Origin of the sequence: Streptomyces virginiae, from assembly GCF_000720455.1 — a bacterium.
Classification (GTDB): domain Bacteria; phylum Actinomycetota; class Actinomycetes; order Streptomycetales; family Streptomycetaceae; genus Streptomyces; species Streptomyces virginiae.
The window spans coordinates 267,396-284,869 of the sequence record NZ_JOAK01000005.1 but is presented as its reverse complement, the minus strand read 5'-3'; the positions used below and the strand labels follow the sequence as shown (position 1 = coordinate 284,869).

10 protein-coding genes and 1 pseudogene are annotated in these 17,474 nt (G+C 74.0%); 7 read left to right on the top strand and 4 right to left on the bottom strand.

Annotation, left to right across the window (positions count from 1 at the left end):
* Positions 1–7 precede the first annotated feature (7 nt).
* The 6 genes from IG86_RS0110975 to fxsT all read left to right on the top strand — a co-directional run bounded on the left by IG86_RS0110975 (position 8) and on the right by fxsT (position 11,076).
* Complete coding sequence (locus IG86_RS0110975) at positions 8–1,108, top strand: AAA family ATPase (RefSeq protein WP_030896513.1); 1,101 nt, start codon at positions 8–10, stop codon at positions 1,106–1,108.
* A gap of 6 nt (positions 1,109–1,114) precedes the next feature.
* Positions 1,115–4,477 (top strand): SAV_2336 N-terminal domain-related protein, encoded by a 3,363-nt coding sequence (locus IG86_RS0110970; RefSeq protein ID WP_051785085.1) that lies wholly within the window; start codon positions 1,115–1,117, stop codon positions 4,475–4,477.
* A 101-nt stretch (positions 4,478–4,578) separates the two neighbouring features.
* Entirely contained in the window at positions 4,579–4,776 is a 198-nt protein-coding gene (gene fxsA, locus IG86_RS0110965; RefSeq protein WP_030829434.1) for an FxSxx-COOH cyclophane-containing RiPP peptide, read from the top strand.
* 567 nt (positions 4,777–5,343) lie between these two features.
* Positions 5,344–6,729 carry an FxsB family cyclophane-forming radical SAM/SPASM peptide maturase gene (locus IG86_RS0110960; protein ID WP_244305827.1) on the top strand — a complete coding sequence of 462 codons (1,386 nt, stop codon included), beginning with the start codon at positions 5,344–5,346 and terminating at the stop codon, positions 6,727–6,729.
* Positions 6,726–7,982 (top strand): HEXXH motif domain-containing protein, encoded by a 1,257-nt coding sequence (locus IG86_RS0110955; protein ID WP_045937311.1) that lies wholly within the window; start codon positions 6,726–6,728, stop codon positions 7,980–7,982. The genes IG86_RS0110960 and IG86_RS0110955 overlap by 4 nt, the downstream gene beginning before the upstream one ends.
* Positions 7,983–8,046: 64 nt before the next feature.
* A complete protein-coding gene (gene fxsT, locus IG86_RS0110950; protein WP_030833004.1) occupies positions 8,047–11,076 on the top strand; it encodes an FxSxx-COOH system tetratricopeptide repeat protein in 3,030 nt (1,009 codons plus the stop codon).
* A gap of 496 nt (positions 11,077–11,572) precedes the next feature.
* Here fxsT and IG86_RS42930 read toward each other — a convergent pair whose 3' ends face one another.
* Positions 11,573–11,728, bottom strand: coding sequence for a hypothetical protein (locus tag IG86_RS42930; protein WP_167751143.1), 156 nt, complete (start codon positions 11,726–11,728; stop codon positions 11,573–11,575).
* On the opposite strand from IG86_RS42930, the pseudogene IG86_RS41035 reads away from it, so the two are divergent.
* Positions 11,722–11,907 (top strand): annotated as a pseudogene (locus IG86_RS41035) (GNAT family N-acetyltransferase); the annotation flags it as partial. The gene IG86_RS42930 and the pseudogene IG86_RS41035 sit on opposite strands and share 7 nt — an antisense overlap.
* A gap of 17 nt (positions 11,908–11,924) precedes the next feature.
* Here the strand turns inward: IG86_RS41035 and IG86_RS38585 are convergent.
* The 3 genes from IG86_RS38585 to IG86_RS0110925 all read right to left on the bottom strand — a co-directional run bounded on the left by IG86_RS38585 (position 11,925) and on the right by IG86_RS0110925 (position 17,232).
* Positions 11,925–12,335, bottom strand: coding sequence for an HIT family protein (locus IG86_RS38585; protein WP_030833007.1), 411 nt, complete (start codon positions 12,333–12,335; stop codon positions 11,925–11,927).
* A 72-nt stretch (positions 12,336–12,407) separates the two neighbouring features.
* Positions 12,408–13,130, bottom strand: coding sequence for a dienelactone hydrolase family protein (locus tag IG86_RS0110930; protein ID WP_030833010.1), 723 nt, complete (start codon positions 13,128–13,130; stop codon positions 12,408–12,410).
* 235 nt (positions 13,131–13,365) lie between these two features.
* Complete coding sequence (locus IG86_RS0110925; RefSeq protein WP_030833012.1) at positions 13,366–17,232, bottom strand: multifunctional oxoglutarate decarboxylase/oxoglutarate dehydrogenase thiamine pyrophosphate-binding subunit/dihydrolipoyllysine-residue succinyltransferase subunit; 3,867 nt, start codon at positions 17,230–17,232, stop codon at positions 13,366–13,368.
* Positions 17,233–17,474: the final 242 nt, after the last annotated feature.

The window sequence follows — 17,474 nt, the reverse complement described above, 5'->3', positions numbered from 1 at the left end:
ACGCACCATGAACGACGAGTGGCTCATCTACCGCGGGGCCGGCGAGCCCCACGACGGGATCGACGCCCTGCCCGACCCGCCGCCCTGGCGCGACTTCGACGGCGGGCCGCTCGTGGACCCGGGCCGCGCGGCCGTGGCCGCCGAGGGCAACGTCGCCCGGCGGCTCGGGGCCCACCGGCAGGCCGCCGAACTGCACCGGCCGGAACCGGAGGAACTGGAGGTCATCAACGCGGCCCTGTACCTTCGGCGGCCGCTGCTGGTGACCGGCTTCCCCGGAACGGGGAAGTCCACCCTCGCGCACTCCGTCGCCCACGAGCTGAAGCTGGGGCGGGTGCTGCGCTGGCCGGTGGTGTCGCGGACCGTGCTGCAGGACGGGCTCTACCGCTACGACGCCCTCGCCCGGCTCCAGGACGTACAGCTCGCGGCCGGCGGCGCCGCGGCCGCGGGGGCTGCGGGGGCGGGGGCTCCGGGAGCGGGGACTCCGGGCTCGGGGACTCCGGGCTCGGCGGGAACGGGGCCGGGGGGAACGGTCGCCACCGTCCCCGGCATCGGGAAGTACATCCGCCTCGGCCCCCTCGGCACCGCCCTGCTGCCCACCGCACGGCCCCGCGTGCTCCTGATCGACGAGCTCGACAAGAGCGACATAGACCTCCCCAACGACCTCCTGAACGTCCTGGAGGAAGGGGAGTTCGCCCTCCCCGAGCTGGAGCGGGTCGCCGACACCGAGCCCGAGGTCGAGGTGCTCACCGACGACGGCACGAAGGTGACCGTACGGGGCGGCCGGATCCGCTGCAGCGCCTTCCCCTTCATCATCCTCACCAGCAACGGGGAACGGGACTTCCCCGCCGCCCTGCTGCGCCGCTGCATCCAGCTCAAGCTCGGGCAGCCCGGCGAGAAGCGCCTCGCCACCATGGTCCGCGCCCACCTCGGCGAGGAGGCCGCCCGGCTCGGCGGCGACCTGATCCGCGAGTTCCTGGGCCGCTCCCAGTCCGAGCTGGTGGCCGCCGACCAGCTCCTCAACGCCGTCTACCTCACCCACTACGCCTCCCCGGCGACCCGGGAGGACCTCGCGGACCTGCTCATCCAGCGCCTCGACCGCCCGAGGTGACGGACCGTGCCCGAACCCGCCCTGCCCGAACCGAGCGTGCCCGACCCCGCCGTGCCCGAACCCACCGCGCCGTCGTGTTCCCGCGCACCGGCGCCGCAGCCGCCCGCGCCACCCGCCGCGCCCGGCGTCCGTGAACTGGCCGCGCTGCTGCGGGCCGCCGGCCTCGACCCGTCCGCCGAGGAGCTCGCCGACGCCCTGTGGCTCGCCGGGCACATCCGCGGACCCGGACCGGCCCTGCCCGGCGCCCGGGGACCGGGCCCCGAGACGGACCCCGAAGACCCGGCCGCGGAACCCGCCGAGCCCGTACGGGCGGACACGGACGCCGAGGACCCCGTACGGCTCTACGCCCCCGGGGCACACCACGCGGGCGAGGCCGAGGGCGGGACGCCGGACGAGTCGCCCGAGGAGTACGGCATACCCGTACGCGTGCCCGGGGCCGCCGCCCTGCCCCGCATCCTCGACGTGCAGCGGGCCCTGCGCGCCCTCCAGCGGCACCGCCCGCCGGCCCCGCCCACCCGGCTGGTCATCGACGAAGGCGCCACCGCAGACGCCAGCGCCCGCGCCCTCGGGCTGCTCATCCCGGTGCTCCGGCCGGAGAGCCGGCGCGAGGCGACCGTACGGCTCGTGATGGACGCCTCCCCCTCGATGGCCGTCTGGCAGGACATGTTCGAGGAACTGCGGTCCGTCTGCGAGCGGCTGGGGGCCTTCCGGGACGTCCAGGTCCACTACCTGCACCGCCGCCCGGACGGCACGGCCGCGCTCGGACGCGGCCCCGCACCGGGCGCCGGGCTGCGCTCCGGGGACCAGCTGCGCGACCCGACCGGCCGCGCCCTCACCATGATGGTCTCCGACTGCGCCGGACCGCTGTGGCGCGAGGGGGCGGCGCAGCGGCTGCTGCACCGCTGGGCCCAGTGCACGCCGTGCATGGTGGTCCAGCCCCTCCCGCAGCGGCTGTGGGGGCGCAGCTGGCTCCCGACCGAGCGCGGCACCCTCGCCCGCCTGGAGGGCGCCGGACAGAAGCTGCGGTTCCGTCCGGACCGACCGGCGATGCCCGGGCGGCCCACGGGCGGACTCGCCGTACCGGTGCTGCCGCCGAGCCCGGCCGCCCTCGGGGCGTGGGCCCGCCTCGTCGCCGGCCTCGGCACCGGGCCGGTGGCCGCAGAGGTCGGCCGCGTGCTGGCCGACCACCCCGCCGCCCCCCTCCCGCCGCCGCCCGCGGTCCGGCCCCCGCGCGAACTCGTCGCGCGGTTCCGCTCCTCGGCCGCGCCCCGCGCCGTACAGCTGGCGGTGTACCTGTCGGCGGCTCCGCTGACGCTGCCCGTGATGCGGCTGGTGCAGCGCACGATGCTGCCCGACTCCGAACCCTCGGACCTGGCGGAGGTGCTGCTCAGCGGGCTGCTGAGGCGCAGCGGACCGGGGCCGGGGCACTGGTACGAGTTCGTCCCCGGGGTACAGGACGTGCTGCTGGGGCCGCTGGGACGGGACGAGGCGGCGCTGGTGCTCAAACACTGCTCGGAGTACGTACGGGCGCACTTCGGGTCGGGCGTACGCAACTTCCCCGCGCTCGCGGTCGCCCAGCTGACCGGCGTACCGCCGACGGCGACGACGGAGGGCCCCGGGGGCGACGACGAGGAACGCTATCCCGAGGGGCGCCTCCCGCAGGCCTTCGCGCAGGTTTCGGCCAAAGTCGTACGCCGCTACCTGCCCGGGATGCCGCCGGACGGGCAGCCCGTACGGCAGCCACGGGCGGCCCCACCGATCGCCCGGGCCGGGGCGGTGCGCGCCGCCCGCGACCGGCTCGCCGACGCGGACGCCGACGGCGACGCGGGAGCACGGGCCCTGCACGAGGCCGTGGCGGTCCTGCGGCGGGCCGTGACGGCCCCGGCCGGGCCCGCGGACCCGCCGGAGGAGGCCGAGACGGAACTGGCGGGGGCGCTGCTGAGGCTGTGGGCCGCCGAGCGGGATCCGGAACTCCTCGCCGAGGCGGAGCGGGCCCTGACCGGGCTGCGGACGGCCGCGGCGTGGGCGGCGCGCGGGCGGGTCCTGTACGAGCGGGCGCTGGCCGCCGGCCCGGACCCCGAACTGCTCGCGGCGGCCGACCGGGAGTTCGCGGCGGCGGCCGCGGCCGCCACGGCCGAACCGGAACTGCGGCGGGACTGCGCGGTGCGGCGGGCCGAGACCCTGATCCGGCTCAGCGGGCTGCGCGAGGACCCGGGCGCCCTGCGCGAGGCCCGCGCGGCCCTCGAACCACTGGCGGGCCCGGTACCGGGCGGCCCCGGCGGGGACCCCGGCCCGGACCCGGACGCGGACCCGGTGGCCTCCGCCGGGCCGTATCCCGAACTGCACCTGGCCCTCGGCCGGGTCCTGCTGGCGCTCCTGCCCCGCACCCCCGACCCGGCCGAGCGCGCCGCCCTGGCCGAACAGGCGGCGGCCCGCCTCGCGGCGGTCCTGGCCGCAGCCCCGCCGGGCACCGCGCAGGTGCGCGTGGAACTCGCCGACGCGCTGCGGTACCTGCCCGCGCGGCTGGAGGAAGCCACCGGTCAGCTGGCCACCGCCCTGGAGGAGACGGGCGGCGAGCCGGAGCTGCGGGTGGCCGCCCTGCTGTGCCTGGCCCGGGTCCACCGCGAGCGGTACGCGCGGGACGCCGACCCGGCGGCGCTGGAGGAGGCGGCCGAGGCGTACGGCCGCGCCCGGCGGCTCGTACCCCGCGACGGGGAGGCCTTCGGGGAACTCCTCCCCGAGTGGGGCGACGTACTCCTGGACCGGGCCCGCAGCGCCGGCGGACGCCGGTTCACCGGGGCGGCCGTGCGCGTCCTGCGCGAGAGCCGGGCGGCGGTCCCGCAGTCCGACCCGGGGGCCGCGCACCGCCTGATGCGGCTGGCCACAGGGCTGCGGCTGCGGCACGCCTACGAGAACGACGCGGTGGACCTGCGGGAGGCGGAGTACCTCCTCGAACTGGCCGTCCGCAACAGCCGCGGCCCGCTGGAACGGGCCCGCGCCTGGCGCGACCACGGCGACGTCCAGCAGGAGATCCACGGCCACACGCGGGCCGCGGACCGCCTCGACCGGGCGGCCGAGTCCTACCGGCTGGCCTGGCGGGCCGCCCTGGAGGCCGACCGCGAGGGCCGCGACGACCACGAGGGCCGCGAGGAGCACGACGGCCGGGCGGGCCGCGAGGACACCGCCCTGCGGCTGGCGGCGCGCGTGCAGGAGTCCCGCGGGGAGGTGCTGGAACGGCTCGCCCGGCCCAGGGCCGCCCTGGAGGAGTACCGCGCGGCACTGCAGCTGTGGAAGCGGATCGGCACCGACCCCGACGCCCGCTCCGAGGGGCTCCGCGCGCGGGTACGGGCCCTGGAGGCGGGACGGTGACGACCGCGCCGCGGGCGGGGCGGGCTGTTTCCGCCGACCGGGCGGAGGGCAAAGGGCAGGGGACCGTCCGGAATGCGACGCGACAGGGGGAACGGCGGCACATGGTGACGAAACGTCGGGACACGGCACCGGCCACCGCCCCGGGATGCCCCGGCCGGCTCCCGGACCTCTCCGGCCTCGACCTGGCCGCCCTGCGCGGGATCGACCACCCCGTACTGGCCCGGGTGATCGAGGGCCTGGTCGAACGCGTGACCCACCCGGCCGAGATCCTCAACGCCTTCGACTCCAGCGCCGCCTAGCTCCCGCTGGGGGTGCCGACTCCGGTCGGCCGGTGGTGCTGGGGCTCTGCCCCAGGCCCCGCGCCTCAATCGCCGGCGGGGCTGGGTGGTGCGGGGTGGTGCCCCGCCGGAGTGTCTCCTCGGCTCGCGCGGTACCGCATCTCGCGGCTGTGCTCGGTGGTGCGCGCTCGTCCTGCGGGGACACTCCGCCGTGTCCCCACCCCACGGCAGTGCTCCGGCAGTGCCCCGGAGCCCGCCCGACGCGTGGGAGCGGGGACGGGGAGGGGTGTCCCCGCAGGACGAGCGCGCGACCGCCGGGTACTGCCGCGATGGCCCGCACGCGCCGAGCCGAGGAGACACCCCTCCCCGTCCCCGCGACCGACCCGCACCATCAAGCCCCGCCGGCGATTGAGGCGCAGGGTCTGGGGCGGAGCCCCAGCAGCACCGGGGCCGGGGCCGCCCCGGACCGCTACCCCCGCGGGAGCGGCCGGGTTGACCACTTTCCGCCGTTAGCCGGGACCGGCGGAAGGGCAGGGATGGACCGTCCGCCGGGGCGCCCCCGGCGGCGGGGCGGGGAGGAGTACGGCGATGCGGCGAGCGATCACGAACGGCTCCCCGCTGCCCGCGCCCGCCCAGCCGGCGGATGCCTCCGGGGGTCCCGGCGACGGCCCGCGGTCCGGTCCCGCCGCGCACGCGGCCCGGCACGCCCGCAACGCCCCCTGGCCCTACACCCGCCTCGACGTCGCCGCCGCGCGCGCCGCAGGCCATCCGCCCCGTCCCATCCGGCAGTTCGTACTCAAGACCCGCAGCCGCTGCAACCTCGCCTGCACCTACTGCTACGTCTACGAGATGGCCGACCAGGGCTGGCGCGACCAGCCCGTCGCCATGGCCCCCGCCACCACCGCCCGCGCCGCCCAGCGGATCGCCGAGCACGCCGCCGCCCACGACCTGCCCCGCGTCGACCTGGTCCTGCACGGCGGCGAACCCCTCCTCACCGCCCCCGCCGCGCTCGCCGCACCCGTCGAGGCCGTACGGGCCGCGCTCGCCGCCACCGCCCCCCGCACCCGCGTCACCGCCACCGTGCAGACCAACGGCACCCTGATCACCCGCGGCCGCCTCACCGCCCTGGCCGCCGCCGGCATCCGCGTCGGCGTCAGCCTCGACGGCGGGCTGCCCGCGCACAACTCCCGCCGCGTGGACCACGCCGGACGCCCCGGCTTCGGCGCCGCCGCCCGCGGCCTGCGCCTGCTGGCACGCCACCCGGACAGCTACGCCGGGGTGCTCTGCGTCGTCGACCTCGACCAGGACCCGGTCGAGACGTACGAGTCCCTGCTCGCCTTCGCCCCACCCACCGTCGGGCTGCTGCTCCCGCTCGCCAACTGGAGCGCCCCGCCGCCCCGCGGCCCCGGCCGGCGCCCCGGCGGGCCGGGGACCCCGTACGCCGACTGGCTCCTCGCCGTCTTCGAGCGCTGGTGGCACGACGGGGAACGACGCACCCGCATCCGGCTCTTCGAGGAGATCATCGCCCTGCTGCTCGGCCTGCCCGCCACCACCGAGACCCTCGGGCTCGCGCCCGCCGCCACCGCCGTCATCGAGACCGACGGCTCCATCGAACAGGCCGACTCCCTGAAATCCGCGTACGAGGGGGCCGCCGCCACCGGCATGGCCCTCGCCACCCACAGCTTCGACCAGCTCCTCGACCACCCCGGCTTCGCCGCCCGCCAGCTCGGACGCGACGCGCTCGCCGCCGGCTGCCGCGCCTGCGACCTCGTCGAGGTGTGCGGCGGCGGCCACTACCCGCACCGCTACCGCGCCGGCGAGGGCTTCCGGCAGCCGTCCGTCTACTGCGCCGACCTCCAGGTCCTGATCCGGCACATCGCCACCGCCGTCCAGCACGCCGCCACGACCGCCGGCCGCCGCCACGCCACCGCCGCACACCCCCCGGTCGCCCACCCCCCGGCGGCCGCCTCATGACCGCCGCCCTCGCCGCCTTCACCGTCTCGTCCCACACCCTGCGCGCCCTCGCCTCCACCGAGCCCTCCCCGGAAGGCACCCGCCTGGTCCGCGACGTACGCCGCTCCAAGCGCCTCGTCCTGCTCCGCGCCGTCCTCGACGCCGCCCCCTGCGGCCGGTCCGGCCAGACCGCCGACCACTGGGCCCTGCTGGAGGAGGCCGAACGCCACGACCCGGCCGCCGTACGCGACGTACTGCACTACCCGGCCACCGGCGTATGGGCCGAGGAAACCCTGCGCCGGCTGCACGCCCCCTTCGGCCCGCCGCCGGACCTCGCCCACCTCGGCGCCCTCGCCGCGGCCGCCGCCCTGCGCTCCGGGATCCCCTTCACCCACACCCTGCGGCCCGTGCACGGCCGCCTCGTCCTGCCCACCCTCGGCCTGCTGCGCCCGGACCGCCCCGGCCCCCTCGTCCTCACCGAACGCTCCTGGGACCCCGACGACCCCGCCACACTGCCCCTGCACGCACTGCCCGGCGGCCGCACCGCCCTCGACGACCTCGACCCCTACCGGGCCCCCGGCCCCGCACAGCCCGCCCCCCTGCGCCCCGCCCGCCGCCTCACCCCCAAGGGCCACAAGCGGTGGGACACCCAGTGGTCCGGCGCCCTCACCCTGCTCCAGCGCTACGACACCGTCCGCGCCGAGGAGACCGGACAACTGCTGCGCTCCCTCGTACCGCTCGCCGGCGGCTCCCGCTCCAGCGGCGCCACCCTCCCCGCGGCCGCCGGCTCCGTACTGGCCCGCGCGCAGGCCCCGCCCGCCCTCGCCGCGACCCTCGTCCACGAGGTCCAGCACGGCAAACTCACCGCCCTCGCCGACGTCCTGACCCTGCACACCGCCGACGCCGTGCCCCGCCACTGGGCCCCCTGGCGCAGCGACCCCCGCCCGCTGGAGGGACTCCTGCACGGCACCTACGCCCACCTGGCCCTCGCCGGGTACTGGCAGCGCGCCGCCCTCTACGGCGCCCGCGGCGCCTGGGCCCAGCACGCCCGGATCCGGGCCCAGGTCGCCGCCGTCCTGCCCGCCCTGCGCGCACACGACCGACTGACCTCCGCGGGACGGGAGTTCACCGACGGCATGGCCGCCGCCGAACGGGCCATGGACGACCTCCCGCCCCCCGGCGACCAGCACGCCGCGGCCCGCCGGGCCGTCGACCGCGAGCGCCGCGCCTGGTGCGAGGCACACCCCGAACTCGCTCCGTTCGCACAGGTCTGACGGACCGTCCGCTGCGGTACCTTTTCAGTCCCGTCCACTGCCCGCAGCCCAGGGAGACGGCCGCATGACCACCGGTAGCCGGCAGGACCGCGAATCGGCGCAACAGCCCCAGCAGCCACCCCAGCCCCAGCGGCCGCAGCGCTTCGTCATCAGCTTCGCCGGCTTCAACCGCCCCTGGGCCGTGTGGATCGCCCACCGCCTGGAAGAACACGGCCACCGCGTCGCCCTCCAGCGCTGGGACCCGCAGAACAGCCCCGGCCTCACCCAGGCCCTCGACGACCTCGCCCGCTCCGGCAGCCGCGTCCTCCTCGTCCTCAGCGAACGCTACTTCTCCGCCGGCACCCACACCGACGAAGAGTGGAACACCGCCCTGCGCGCCGTCACCGACGACCACCCGGACCGGTTCGCCGCCGTCTGCCTCACCGACGCGCCCCTGCCCAGCGCCGTCGCCGTCCTGGAGAAGACCGACCTGTGGGGCCTGGACGCGTACGAGGCCGAATACCGCGTACTGCGCCGCCTGGAACTCCCCACCGAACGCATCGGCACCGAAACCGGCCGCCGCGGCCCCCGCTTCCCCAACGACCCGCCCGAGATCTGGGGCCGCGTCCCGCGCCGCAACCCCCGCTTCACCGGCCGCAACGACGTCATCGGCACCCTGCGCCAGGCCCTCGCCGAAGCCCCGCCCGGCGCGTCCACCGTCACCCTGCTCGGCCTCTCCGGCGTCGGCAAGACACAGGTCGCCACCGAGTACGCCTACCGCTTCGCCTCCGAGTACGACGTCGTGTGGTGGGTCCCCGCCGAAGACCGGCCCACCCTCCGCGAGCGCCTCGCCGACCTGGCCCCCGCCCTCGGCCTCCCGCGCGGCGCCGGCAGCTACGGCGAGCAGATCCGGGCCGTCCTCGAAGCGCTGCGTCGAGGAGCCCCGTACAGCCGCTGGCTGATGGTCTTCGACGGCTGCGACAACCCCGACGACCTGATCGACCTGCTGCCCTCCGGCGGCGCCGGCGACGTCATCATCACCTCCCGCAACCGCGAATGGGCCGCCCGCCACACCAGCCTCGTCGAGGTCCCCCTCTACGCCCGCCCCGAGTCGATCACCTTCATCCGCCGCCGCGCCCTGCGCCTCACCGCCGACGAGGCCGACCAGCTCGCCGAGGCCCTGGAGGACTACCCCCTCGCCCTCGACCAGACCGCCGGCTGGCTCGCCGACTCACCGCTGCCCGTCGGTGACTACCTCGCCCTGCTCCAGCGCCGCATGGACTCCCGCGAGGCCGTCACCCTCTCCGAGGACTACCCGCTGCCCTTCCCCACGGCCCTCGCCATACTCCTCAACAACGTCCGGGAGAACTTCCCCGACGCCCTCGCCCTGCTGCGGCTCTTCGTCTTCTTCGCCCCCGGCCCCGTCCCGCTGCGCCTGCTGCGCGAGTTCCCCGCCGACGACGTCCCCGAACAGCTCGCCGGACTCATCAACGACCAGATCCGCTGGAACGCCGCCCTCAACAAGCTCGTCCAGTTCTCCGTCGTACGGCTGGAGTACTCCGACCTCCCCGTGGAGGAGGGCGGCGGGCTGGAAACCGTACAACTGCACCGCATGGTCCACGGCATCGTCCGCGAGAACCTCTCCGAGGACGAGGCCGAACCCCTCGCCCGCGCCGTCCGCCAGGTCCTCGCCGCCGCCGACCCGGGCCGGCCCTCCGACTCCCGGCTCTGGCCCCGCTACGCCGAGCTCGTCCCCCACCTCACCCCCTCCGGGGTGATCACCAGCAGCAACCCCCGCATCCAGAACTTCCTGCTGCACTGCCTGCGCTACCTGATCCTCGCCGGGGAGTACCGCACCTGCCTGCGCCTGTGCGAGGAAACCGACCAGATCTGGCGGGCCCGGCTCGGCGAGGACCACCCCAAGGTCCGCGAGCTCAGCTACCAGTACGGCAACTCCCTGCGCAACCTCGGCCTGTTCCGCCGCGCCGAGATCCTCACCAGGGCCGTCGCCGACCGGCTCACCGGCGAACGCGGCGACCAGGACCTGGAGAGCCTGCGCGCCACCAGCGCCTACGGAGGCGTCCTGCTGTGCATCGCCAAGTTCGAACCGGCCCGCGAGATCTTCGAGCACTGCCTGGCCACCTACCGCGAGCTCCTCGGCGAGGACGACTCCATCACCCTCGACGCCCAGAACAACCTCGCCGCCACCTACCGGCTGCTGGGCCGCTACCAGGACGCCTACGACCTCGACCTCGACACCCTGCGCCGCCGCGAACGGGTCCTGATGCCCCTGCACATCTCCACCCTCGCCTCCGGGATCGCCTGCGCCATGGGGCTGCGCCTCATGGGCCGCTACCGCGAGGCCCAGACCCGGCAGGAACAGGGCGTCAAGCTCAACACCCAGGTCCTGGGACTCGGCCACCCCCAGACCCTGCGCGCCGAACACAACCTCGGCCTGTGCCTGCGCCGCTCCGGCGACATCCCCGGCGCCGGCCTGCGGCTGCGCACCGTCTGGGAGCGGGCGACGCGCGTCTTCGGCGTGGACTACCCCTGGACGCTGATGGTCGCCTCCGACTACGCCACGTACCTCAGGGAGTACGGCGACATCGGCGAGGCCCGCCGCATCTCCGAGGACGTGGTGCGCGGCTACCAGTCGCAACTCGGCCTCGCCCACCCGTACAGCATCGGCACCGTCGGCAACCTCGGCCTGGTCCTGCGCGCCCAGGGCGAACGCGCCGAGGGCCTCTCCCTCGCGGAACAGGCCCTCGTCGGCATGCGCGGCGCGCTCGGCGGCCGCCACCCCTGGACGCTGGGCTGCGCCCTCAACGCCACCGGCCACCGCAACATCACCGGGCGGCTGGAGGACGCGCTGGACCTGAGCCGCGAGACGCTCCGCACCGCAGAACGCGTCCTGGGCCCCGACCATCCGATGACGCTGAGCGCCCAGATCGCCCTGGCGGCGGACCTGCGGTCCGTACGGGAGGACACGGAGGCGGGCAAACACGAGGAGGCGGGCATCAAGGGCCTCACCCGCACCCTGGGCCCGCAGCACGTCCACACGGTCTCGGCGAAACAACGGGCGCGCCCGTACTGGGACTTCGAACCGCAGCCGTAGGGGGGTACGGGGGTTCGCGTGCTCGGCGCCTTCACCCCCGCGGCCCCGCCGGTGTCGGTCGGTGGCTGCCCACCCGCCCCCATCAGTGCCGGGGCGGAGCCCGGTCGGCTGCTGGACGGGGGCTTCGGTGAGGCTCGTTTGGCCAGCCGGGATCGGAAGGTGCTGGGGGTTTCCCGTCAGTCCCATCGTCTCTCCGTGTCGGGCCGGTCCCTCAAGGGCGCTCGTTCCTCGCGTCGCTGCGCGATGGCCTTCGGCCACCCTTGACCGACCGTCCCGCCACGGAAATCCGAAAGACTGCCGGGAAGCCCCCAGAGGGACGGGCCGGGGGACCGAGACAGGGGAGGGGCGTCGGAGATGCCCGGCCGGAGCCCCGGGCGCCCCAGATCGCTACGCGCTCCTGTCCGACGGCGTCTGCGACCCCCTGTGGCTGGGCATGGGCCGCCCACGATCGCTACGCGCTTCTCCCTGACCGCGTCCGGCCCTCGTTCGGGGCTGGTCAGGTGAGTTGATGCGGGTGCAGTTCGACCGGCTCGATGTTGTCCACTGCTGTGGAGAATTCGCGGCCGCACGGGCCACGGACGTAGGCGAGTGCAATCCAGTGGGGGTGGAGCCCGGCGGACACGTTTTCGTTGATCACGGCCATCAGTTCCAAGGCGTCTGCACGACGGCCTGCTCGACGGTGTCGGCGTGGAGCGGGTCCTGCTCAATGTGCACCCGGCGAGCGGTGCGGCCGTGGCCGCCTATCGGGCCTGGGGGTACCGGAAGGTCGGCGAGGCGCGTCCCGGGGGTGGCGTGGACCTGTTCGACGTGATGCTGCTCGATCTCCGTTGACCTGCCTGGGGTTTGCTTCAGGCCTGCTTGAGGGCGTCGGCCAGTAGCGTGCTCGGGTCGCCGGTGGAGTGGCGGCGGGAGGGGCCGGACGGCCACGTGGTGATCCCGTCGTCCTCCCAGCGCGGGACGACGTGGAAATGCAGGTGGGGAACGGACTGTTCGGAGCCCGGGCCGCTGGCGTTCAGGATGTTGACGCCCGTGGCGTCCAAGGCGGTTCGCATGGCTGCCGCGACGCGCTGGACCAGCGCCATCGACGTGGCCAGGACATCGGGCGGCGTGTCGAAGACGCCGACGTGGTGACGGGTGGGAACCACCAGGGTGTGCCCCGGTGCCAGCGGGTTCAGCGGGGCGAAGGCACACGCCTCGGGCTCTCGGGCCACCCAGCGGGCGGTGCCCTCACGTATGAGGCGGCAGAAGACGCAGTCCATGCGGCCAACACTGGCACAGGACGCTGCGGCCGTCGGGCCGGCACCGAACGGTGTCGGCCCGACGGTGCGGGCTCACTTCAGGTGGCGGTCCAGGAAGCGGCAGCCGTCCTCCAGTTCGAACCAAGGGGTGCCGGTGTGACCGCCCAGGTTGGCGTGCAGCGTCTTCTCCTTCGTGCCGAAGGCGTCGAACAGTTCCAGGGCCCGCTCTCGGGGGTTGCCCTCGTCGTCCCACTGCAGCAGGAACAGCAGTGGGATGGCGACCTGCCGGGCCTCCTCGCGCTGGGCGCGGGGCACGTAGCCTCCGGCGAAGAAGCCGGCGGCCTTGATGCGCGGTTCCACCACCGCCAGCCGGATGCCGAGGGCGGTCCAGCCCCCGGAGTATCCGACCGGGCCGCCGATGCCGGGGAGGGCGAGGACGGCGTCCAGCGTGGTCTGCCATTCCGGGACCGCGTTCTCGACGAGGGGGCCGATGAAGGACTCGAAGATCTCGTCGACCGGCTCACCCGCCCGCATCGCCCGGCGGAGTTCGGTGCGAGCCTGCTCGTCGGCGGCGGAACGGGGCCGCTCGCCGCATCCGGCGGCGTCGATGGTGGCCACCGCGTAGCCGCGCGCCGCGGTGTACCTGGCGCGGGCCACCAGCCGGGGGTCCGACTTGGGCAGGCCGTTGTTGTGCGCCATGAGGACCAGCGGGACCGGGCCGGCGGATTCAGGGGTCCACAGGGTGCCGGGGATCTCGCCGAGGGTGAATTCGCGTTCGAGGACGTTGTCGTCGAGGCGTTCGGAAGTGAACTGCACGGTCGTGCCTTTCGGGAGTGCGCTTGAACGGCGCTCCCGGGCGACCTATCGCCCGACCGTGACCCCGCAGGAGAGCACCCATGTCGATACTGCGTTCACGGGTACCACCTCCTCGTTCTCTCGCACGGCCACCGGCAAGGTAGCAGTGGCCGTCGTGGACCACCAAGGGAATTGAAGCCGGAAGGCCCGGTCCCCTCGTGGGGGCCGGGCCTTCCGTGAACCGGTGCACCGAGGCTTACGCCTCGAAGACCTCGTTCAGCAGGAGCTGCTGCTCCGCCTGGTGGCGCTTCGCGGAGCCCACCGCCGGGGACGAGCCGTGCGGGCGCGAGATGCGCCGCAGGCGCTCGCCCGCCGGGACGTCCGCGCCGACCGCCAGGTCGAGGTGGTCGATCAGGTTCAGCGCGATGAACGGCCACGCACCCTGGTTCGCCGGCTCCTCCTGGGCCCAGATGTACTTCGCCGCGTTCGGGAACTTGGCGATCTCGGCCTGGAGCTCCGCACCCGGGAGCGGGTACAGGCGCTCGATGCGGATGATCGCGGTGTCCGTGATGCCGCGCTTCTCGCGCTCGGCCTCCAGGTCGTAGTAGACCTTGCCGGCGCAGAAGACGACCTTGCGGACGGCGTTCGGGTCCACCGTGCTGTCGCCGATGACCGGACGGAACGAACCGGTCGTGAACTCTTCCGCCTTCGACGCCGCGGCCTTCAGGCGCAGCATCGACTTCGGGGTGAAGACGATGAGCGGCTTGTGGTGCGGGTTGTGGACCTGCCAGCGCAGCAGGTGGAAGTAGTTCGACGGCAGGGTCGGCATCGCGACCGTCATGTTGTCCTGCGCGCACATCTGCAGGAAGCGCTCGGGACGCGCGGACGAGTGGTCCGGGCCCTGGCCCTCGTAGCCGTGCGGGAGGAGCAGCGTGACGCCGGAGGTCTGGCCCCACTTCTGCTCGGCCGAGGAGATGAACTCGTCGACGACGGTCTGCGCGCCGTTGACGAAGTCACCGAACTGGGCCTCCCAGAGGACCAGCGCGTCCGGGCGGGCCAGCGAGTAGCCGTACTCGAAGCCCATGGCCGCGTACTCGGAGAGCAGCGAGTCGTAGACGTTGTAGCGGGCCTGGTCGTCGGACAGGTAGAGCAGCGGGGTGTAGTCCTCGCCGGTCTCCCGGTCGATGAGGACCGCGTGGCGCTGGCCGAAGGTGCCGCGGCGGGAGTCCTGGCCGGACAGGCGGACCGGGGTTCCCTCCATCAGCAGCGAACCGAAGGCCAGGGTCTCGCCCATGCCCCAGTCGATGGTGCCCTCGTCGATCATCGCCGCGCGGCGCTGCAGCTGCGGCAGCAGACGCGGGTGGACGGTGACGCCCTCGGGGATGGTGACCTGGGACTCGGCGATCCGCTTGACGACGTCCTGCGAGATCGCGGTGTTCACCGCGACCGGGAAGTCGGCCCGGTCGGGCGCCGGCGCCGCGGAGACCGCGGGCTGCGTGGCGGCCTCGCGGACCTCCGCGAAGACCTTCTCCAGCTGGCCCTGGAAGTCCTGGAGCGCCTGCTCGGCCTCTTCCAGCGTGATGTCGCCGCGACCGATGAGGGACTCGGTGTAGAGCTTGCGCACCGAGCGCTTCTTGTCGATCAGGTCGTACATCAGCGGCTGCGTGAAGGCCGGGTTGTCGGACTCGTTGTGGCCGCGGCGGCGGTAGCAGATGAGGTCGATGACCACGTCCTTGTTGAACGCCTGGCGGAACTCGAAGGCCAGACGGGCAACGCGGACGACGGCCTCGGGGTCGTCGCCGTTGACGTGGAAGATCGGCGCCTCGATCATGCGGGCCACGTCGGTCGCGTACATCGAGGAACGCGAGGACTCCGGGGCGGCGGTGAAGCCGACCTGGTTGTTGATGACGACGTGCACGGTGCCGCCGGTGCGGTAGCCGCGCAGCTGCGACATGTTCAGCGTCTCGGCGACGACGCCCTGGCCGGCGAAGGCCGCGTCGCCGTGGAGCGCGAGCGGGAGGACCGTGAAGTCCGTGCCGCCCTTGTTGATGACGTCCTGCTTGGCGCGGGCGACACCCTCCAGGACCGGGTCGACCGCCTCCAGGTGGGAGGGGTTCGCGACGAGGGAGACCTTGATCTGCTCGCCGTCGAGGCCGGTGAAGGTGCCCTCGGCGCCCAGGTGGTACTTGACGTCGCCGGAGCCGTGCATGGACTTCGGGTCGAGGTTGCCCTCGAACTCGCGGAAGATCTGCGCGTACGACTTGCCGACGATGTTCGCCAGGACGTTCAGGCGGCCGCGGTGGGCCATGCCGATGACGACCTCTTCGAGGCGGGCCTCGGCGGCCGAGTCGATGACGGCGTCGAGCAGCGGGATGACGGACTCGCCGCCCTCCAGGGAGAAGCGCTTCTGGCCGACGTACTTCGTCTGCAGGAAGGTCTCGAAGGCCTCGGCGGCGTTCAGGCGGCGCAGGATGCGCAGCTGCTCCTCGCGCTCCGGCTTGGTGTGCGGACGCTCGATGCGGTCCTGGATCCAGCGGCGCTGCTTGGGGTCCTGGATGTGCATGAACTCGACGCCGGTGGTGCGGCAGTACGAGTCGCGCAGCACGCCGAGGATGTCGCGGAGCTTCATCATCGACTTGCCGGAGAAGCCGCCGACGGCGAACTCGCGCTCCAGGTCCCACAGGGTGAGGCCGTGCTCGGTGATGTCGAGGTCGGGGTGCTTGCGCTGCTTGTACTCCAGCGGGTCGGTGTCGGCCATGACGTGGCCGCGGACCCGGTAGGAGTGGATCAGCTCGAAGACGCGGGCGGCCTTCGTGACGTCGTCGTCGTGCGAGGCGTCGATGTCGCGGTTCCAGCGGACCGGCTCGTACGGGATGCGCAGCGACTCGAAGACGGAGTCGTAGAAGTCGTTCTCGCCGAGGAGCAGGTTGGCGACGATGCGCAGGAACTCGCCGGAGGCGGCGCCCTGGATGACCCGGTGGTCGTAGGTCGAGGTCAGGGTCATGACCTTGGAGATGCCCAGCTTGTTCAGGGTGTCCTGCGAGGTGCCCTGGAACTCGGCGGGGTAGTCCATGGAGCCGACGCCCATGATGACCGACTGTCCGGGCATCAGGCGGGGCACGGAGTGGACGGTGCCCAGGCCGCCGGGGTTGGTGAGGGAGCACGTCACGCCGGTGAAGTCGTCCATCGTCAGCTTGCCGACGCGGGCGCGGCGGACGATGTCCTCGTAGGCCTGCCAGAACTCGAAGAAGTTGAGGGTCTCGGCCTTCTTGATGCCGGCGACGACGAGCTGGCGGTCGCCGTTGGGCTTCACCAGGTCGATGGCGAGGCCGAAGTTCACGTGGTCGGGCTTGACCAGGGTCGGCTTGCCGTCCTTCTCCGCGAAGGAGTGGTTCATCGACGGCATGGCCTTGATGGCCTGGACCATCGCGTAGCCGATGAGGTGCGTGAAGGAGATCTTCCCGCCCCGGGCCCGCTTGAGGTGGTTGTTGATGACGATGCGGTTGTCGAACAGCAGCTTCACCGGGACGGCGCGGACGGACGTGGCCGTCGGGACGTCGAGGGAGGCGTTCATGTTCTTCGCGACGGCAGCCGCCGGGCCGCGGAGCGTCACCAGCTCGGGGCCCGCGGGGGCCTCGGTGGCGGGCGCGGCCTTCTGCGGGGCTACGGAGGCGGGGGCGGGCGCGGCCGGTGCGGCGGCCGGGGCCTGGGAGGTGACAGTCACAGCAGGGGCACCAGAGGGGATGGCAGGAGCAGGGGCAGGAGCTGACACAGGCGGAGGAGTCGGCGTCGCGGAGTGCGCGGGCGCGGCGTCCGCCGCCCCCGTGGCGGCGTCGGCGACCTGCGGGGTCCGGGCGACGGCGGTGGCGGCCTGTGCGGAGGCGCCGTCCGTCGGCGTGGACTTCTCGGGACCGGCCGACGTCACCGGAGCGGCAGCGCCCCCCGGCTTGTAGTCGGCGAAGAAGTCCCACCAGGCCCGGTCGACCGATTGCGGGTCCTGGAGGTACTGCTGATAGATCTCGTCGACGAGCCACTCATTCGCGCCGAAGCCTGAGGCAGGGTTCTTCCCGCCCTCTGCTGCTTCGGTCGTGGTGCTCGAGTTACTGGGGGACTGTGGCGACACGGCGGCAACCGCCCTCTTCCGCTTCACAAGGTATGGACAGCGGGAATAAAGGCTACGCCTCCTCGGCCGCTGCATGCAGGCCGGGCGGGACTTACGTCGTGCAGGTCACATCGAACGGCGGGTTTCGTGACGTGGAATGGCGGGAAACCAGCCTGGTTCGGGTAGGGGGCACCGAGGTTGCGGCCCCCTTGGCTTCGCACCCCTGACGGACCCCGGGTACGTGTGGCCGAGATCATGTCCTT

Coding starts and splice junctions, on each gene's coding strand:
- fxsT (WP_030833004.1), top strand. CDS start 8,047: ATGACCACCGGTAGCCGGCAGGACCGCGAATCGGCGCAACAGCCCCAG.
- IG86_RS38585 (WP_030833007.1), bottom strand. CDS start 12,335: ATGGACTGCGTCTTCTGCCGCCTCATACGTGAGGGCACCGCCCGCTGG.
- IG86_RS0110975 (WP_030896513.1), top strand. CDS start 8: ATGAACGACGAGTGGCTCATCTACCGCGGGGCCGGCGAGCCCCACGAC.
- IG86_RS0110960 (WP_244305827.1), top strand. CDS start 5,344: ATGCGGCGAGCGATCACGAACGGCTCCCCGCTGCCCGCGCCCGCCCAG.
- fxsA (WP_030829434.1), top strand. CDS start 4,579: ATGGTGACGAAACGTCGGGACACGGCACCGGCCACCGCCCCGGGATGC.
- IG86_RS0110955 (WP_045937311.1), top strand. CDS start 6,726: ATGACCGCCGCCCTCGCCGCCTTCACCGTCTCGTCCCACACCCTGCGC.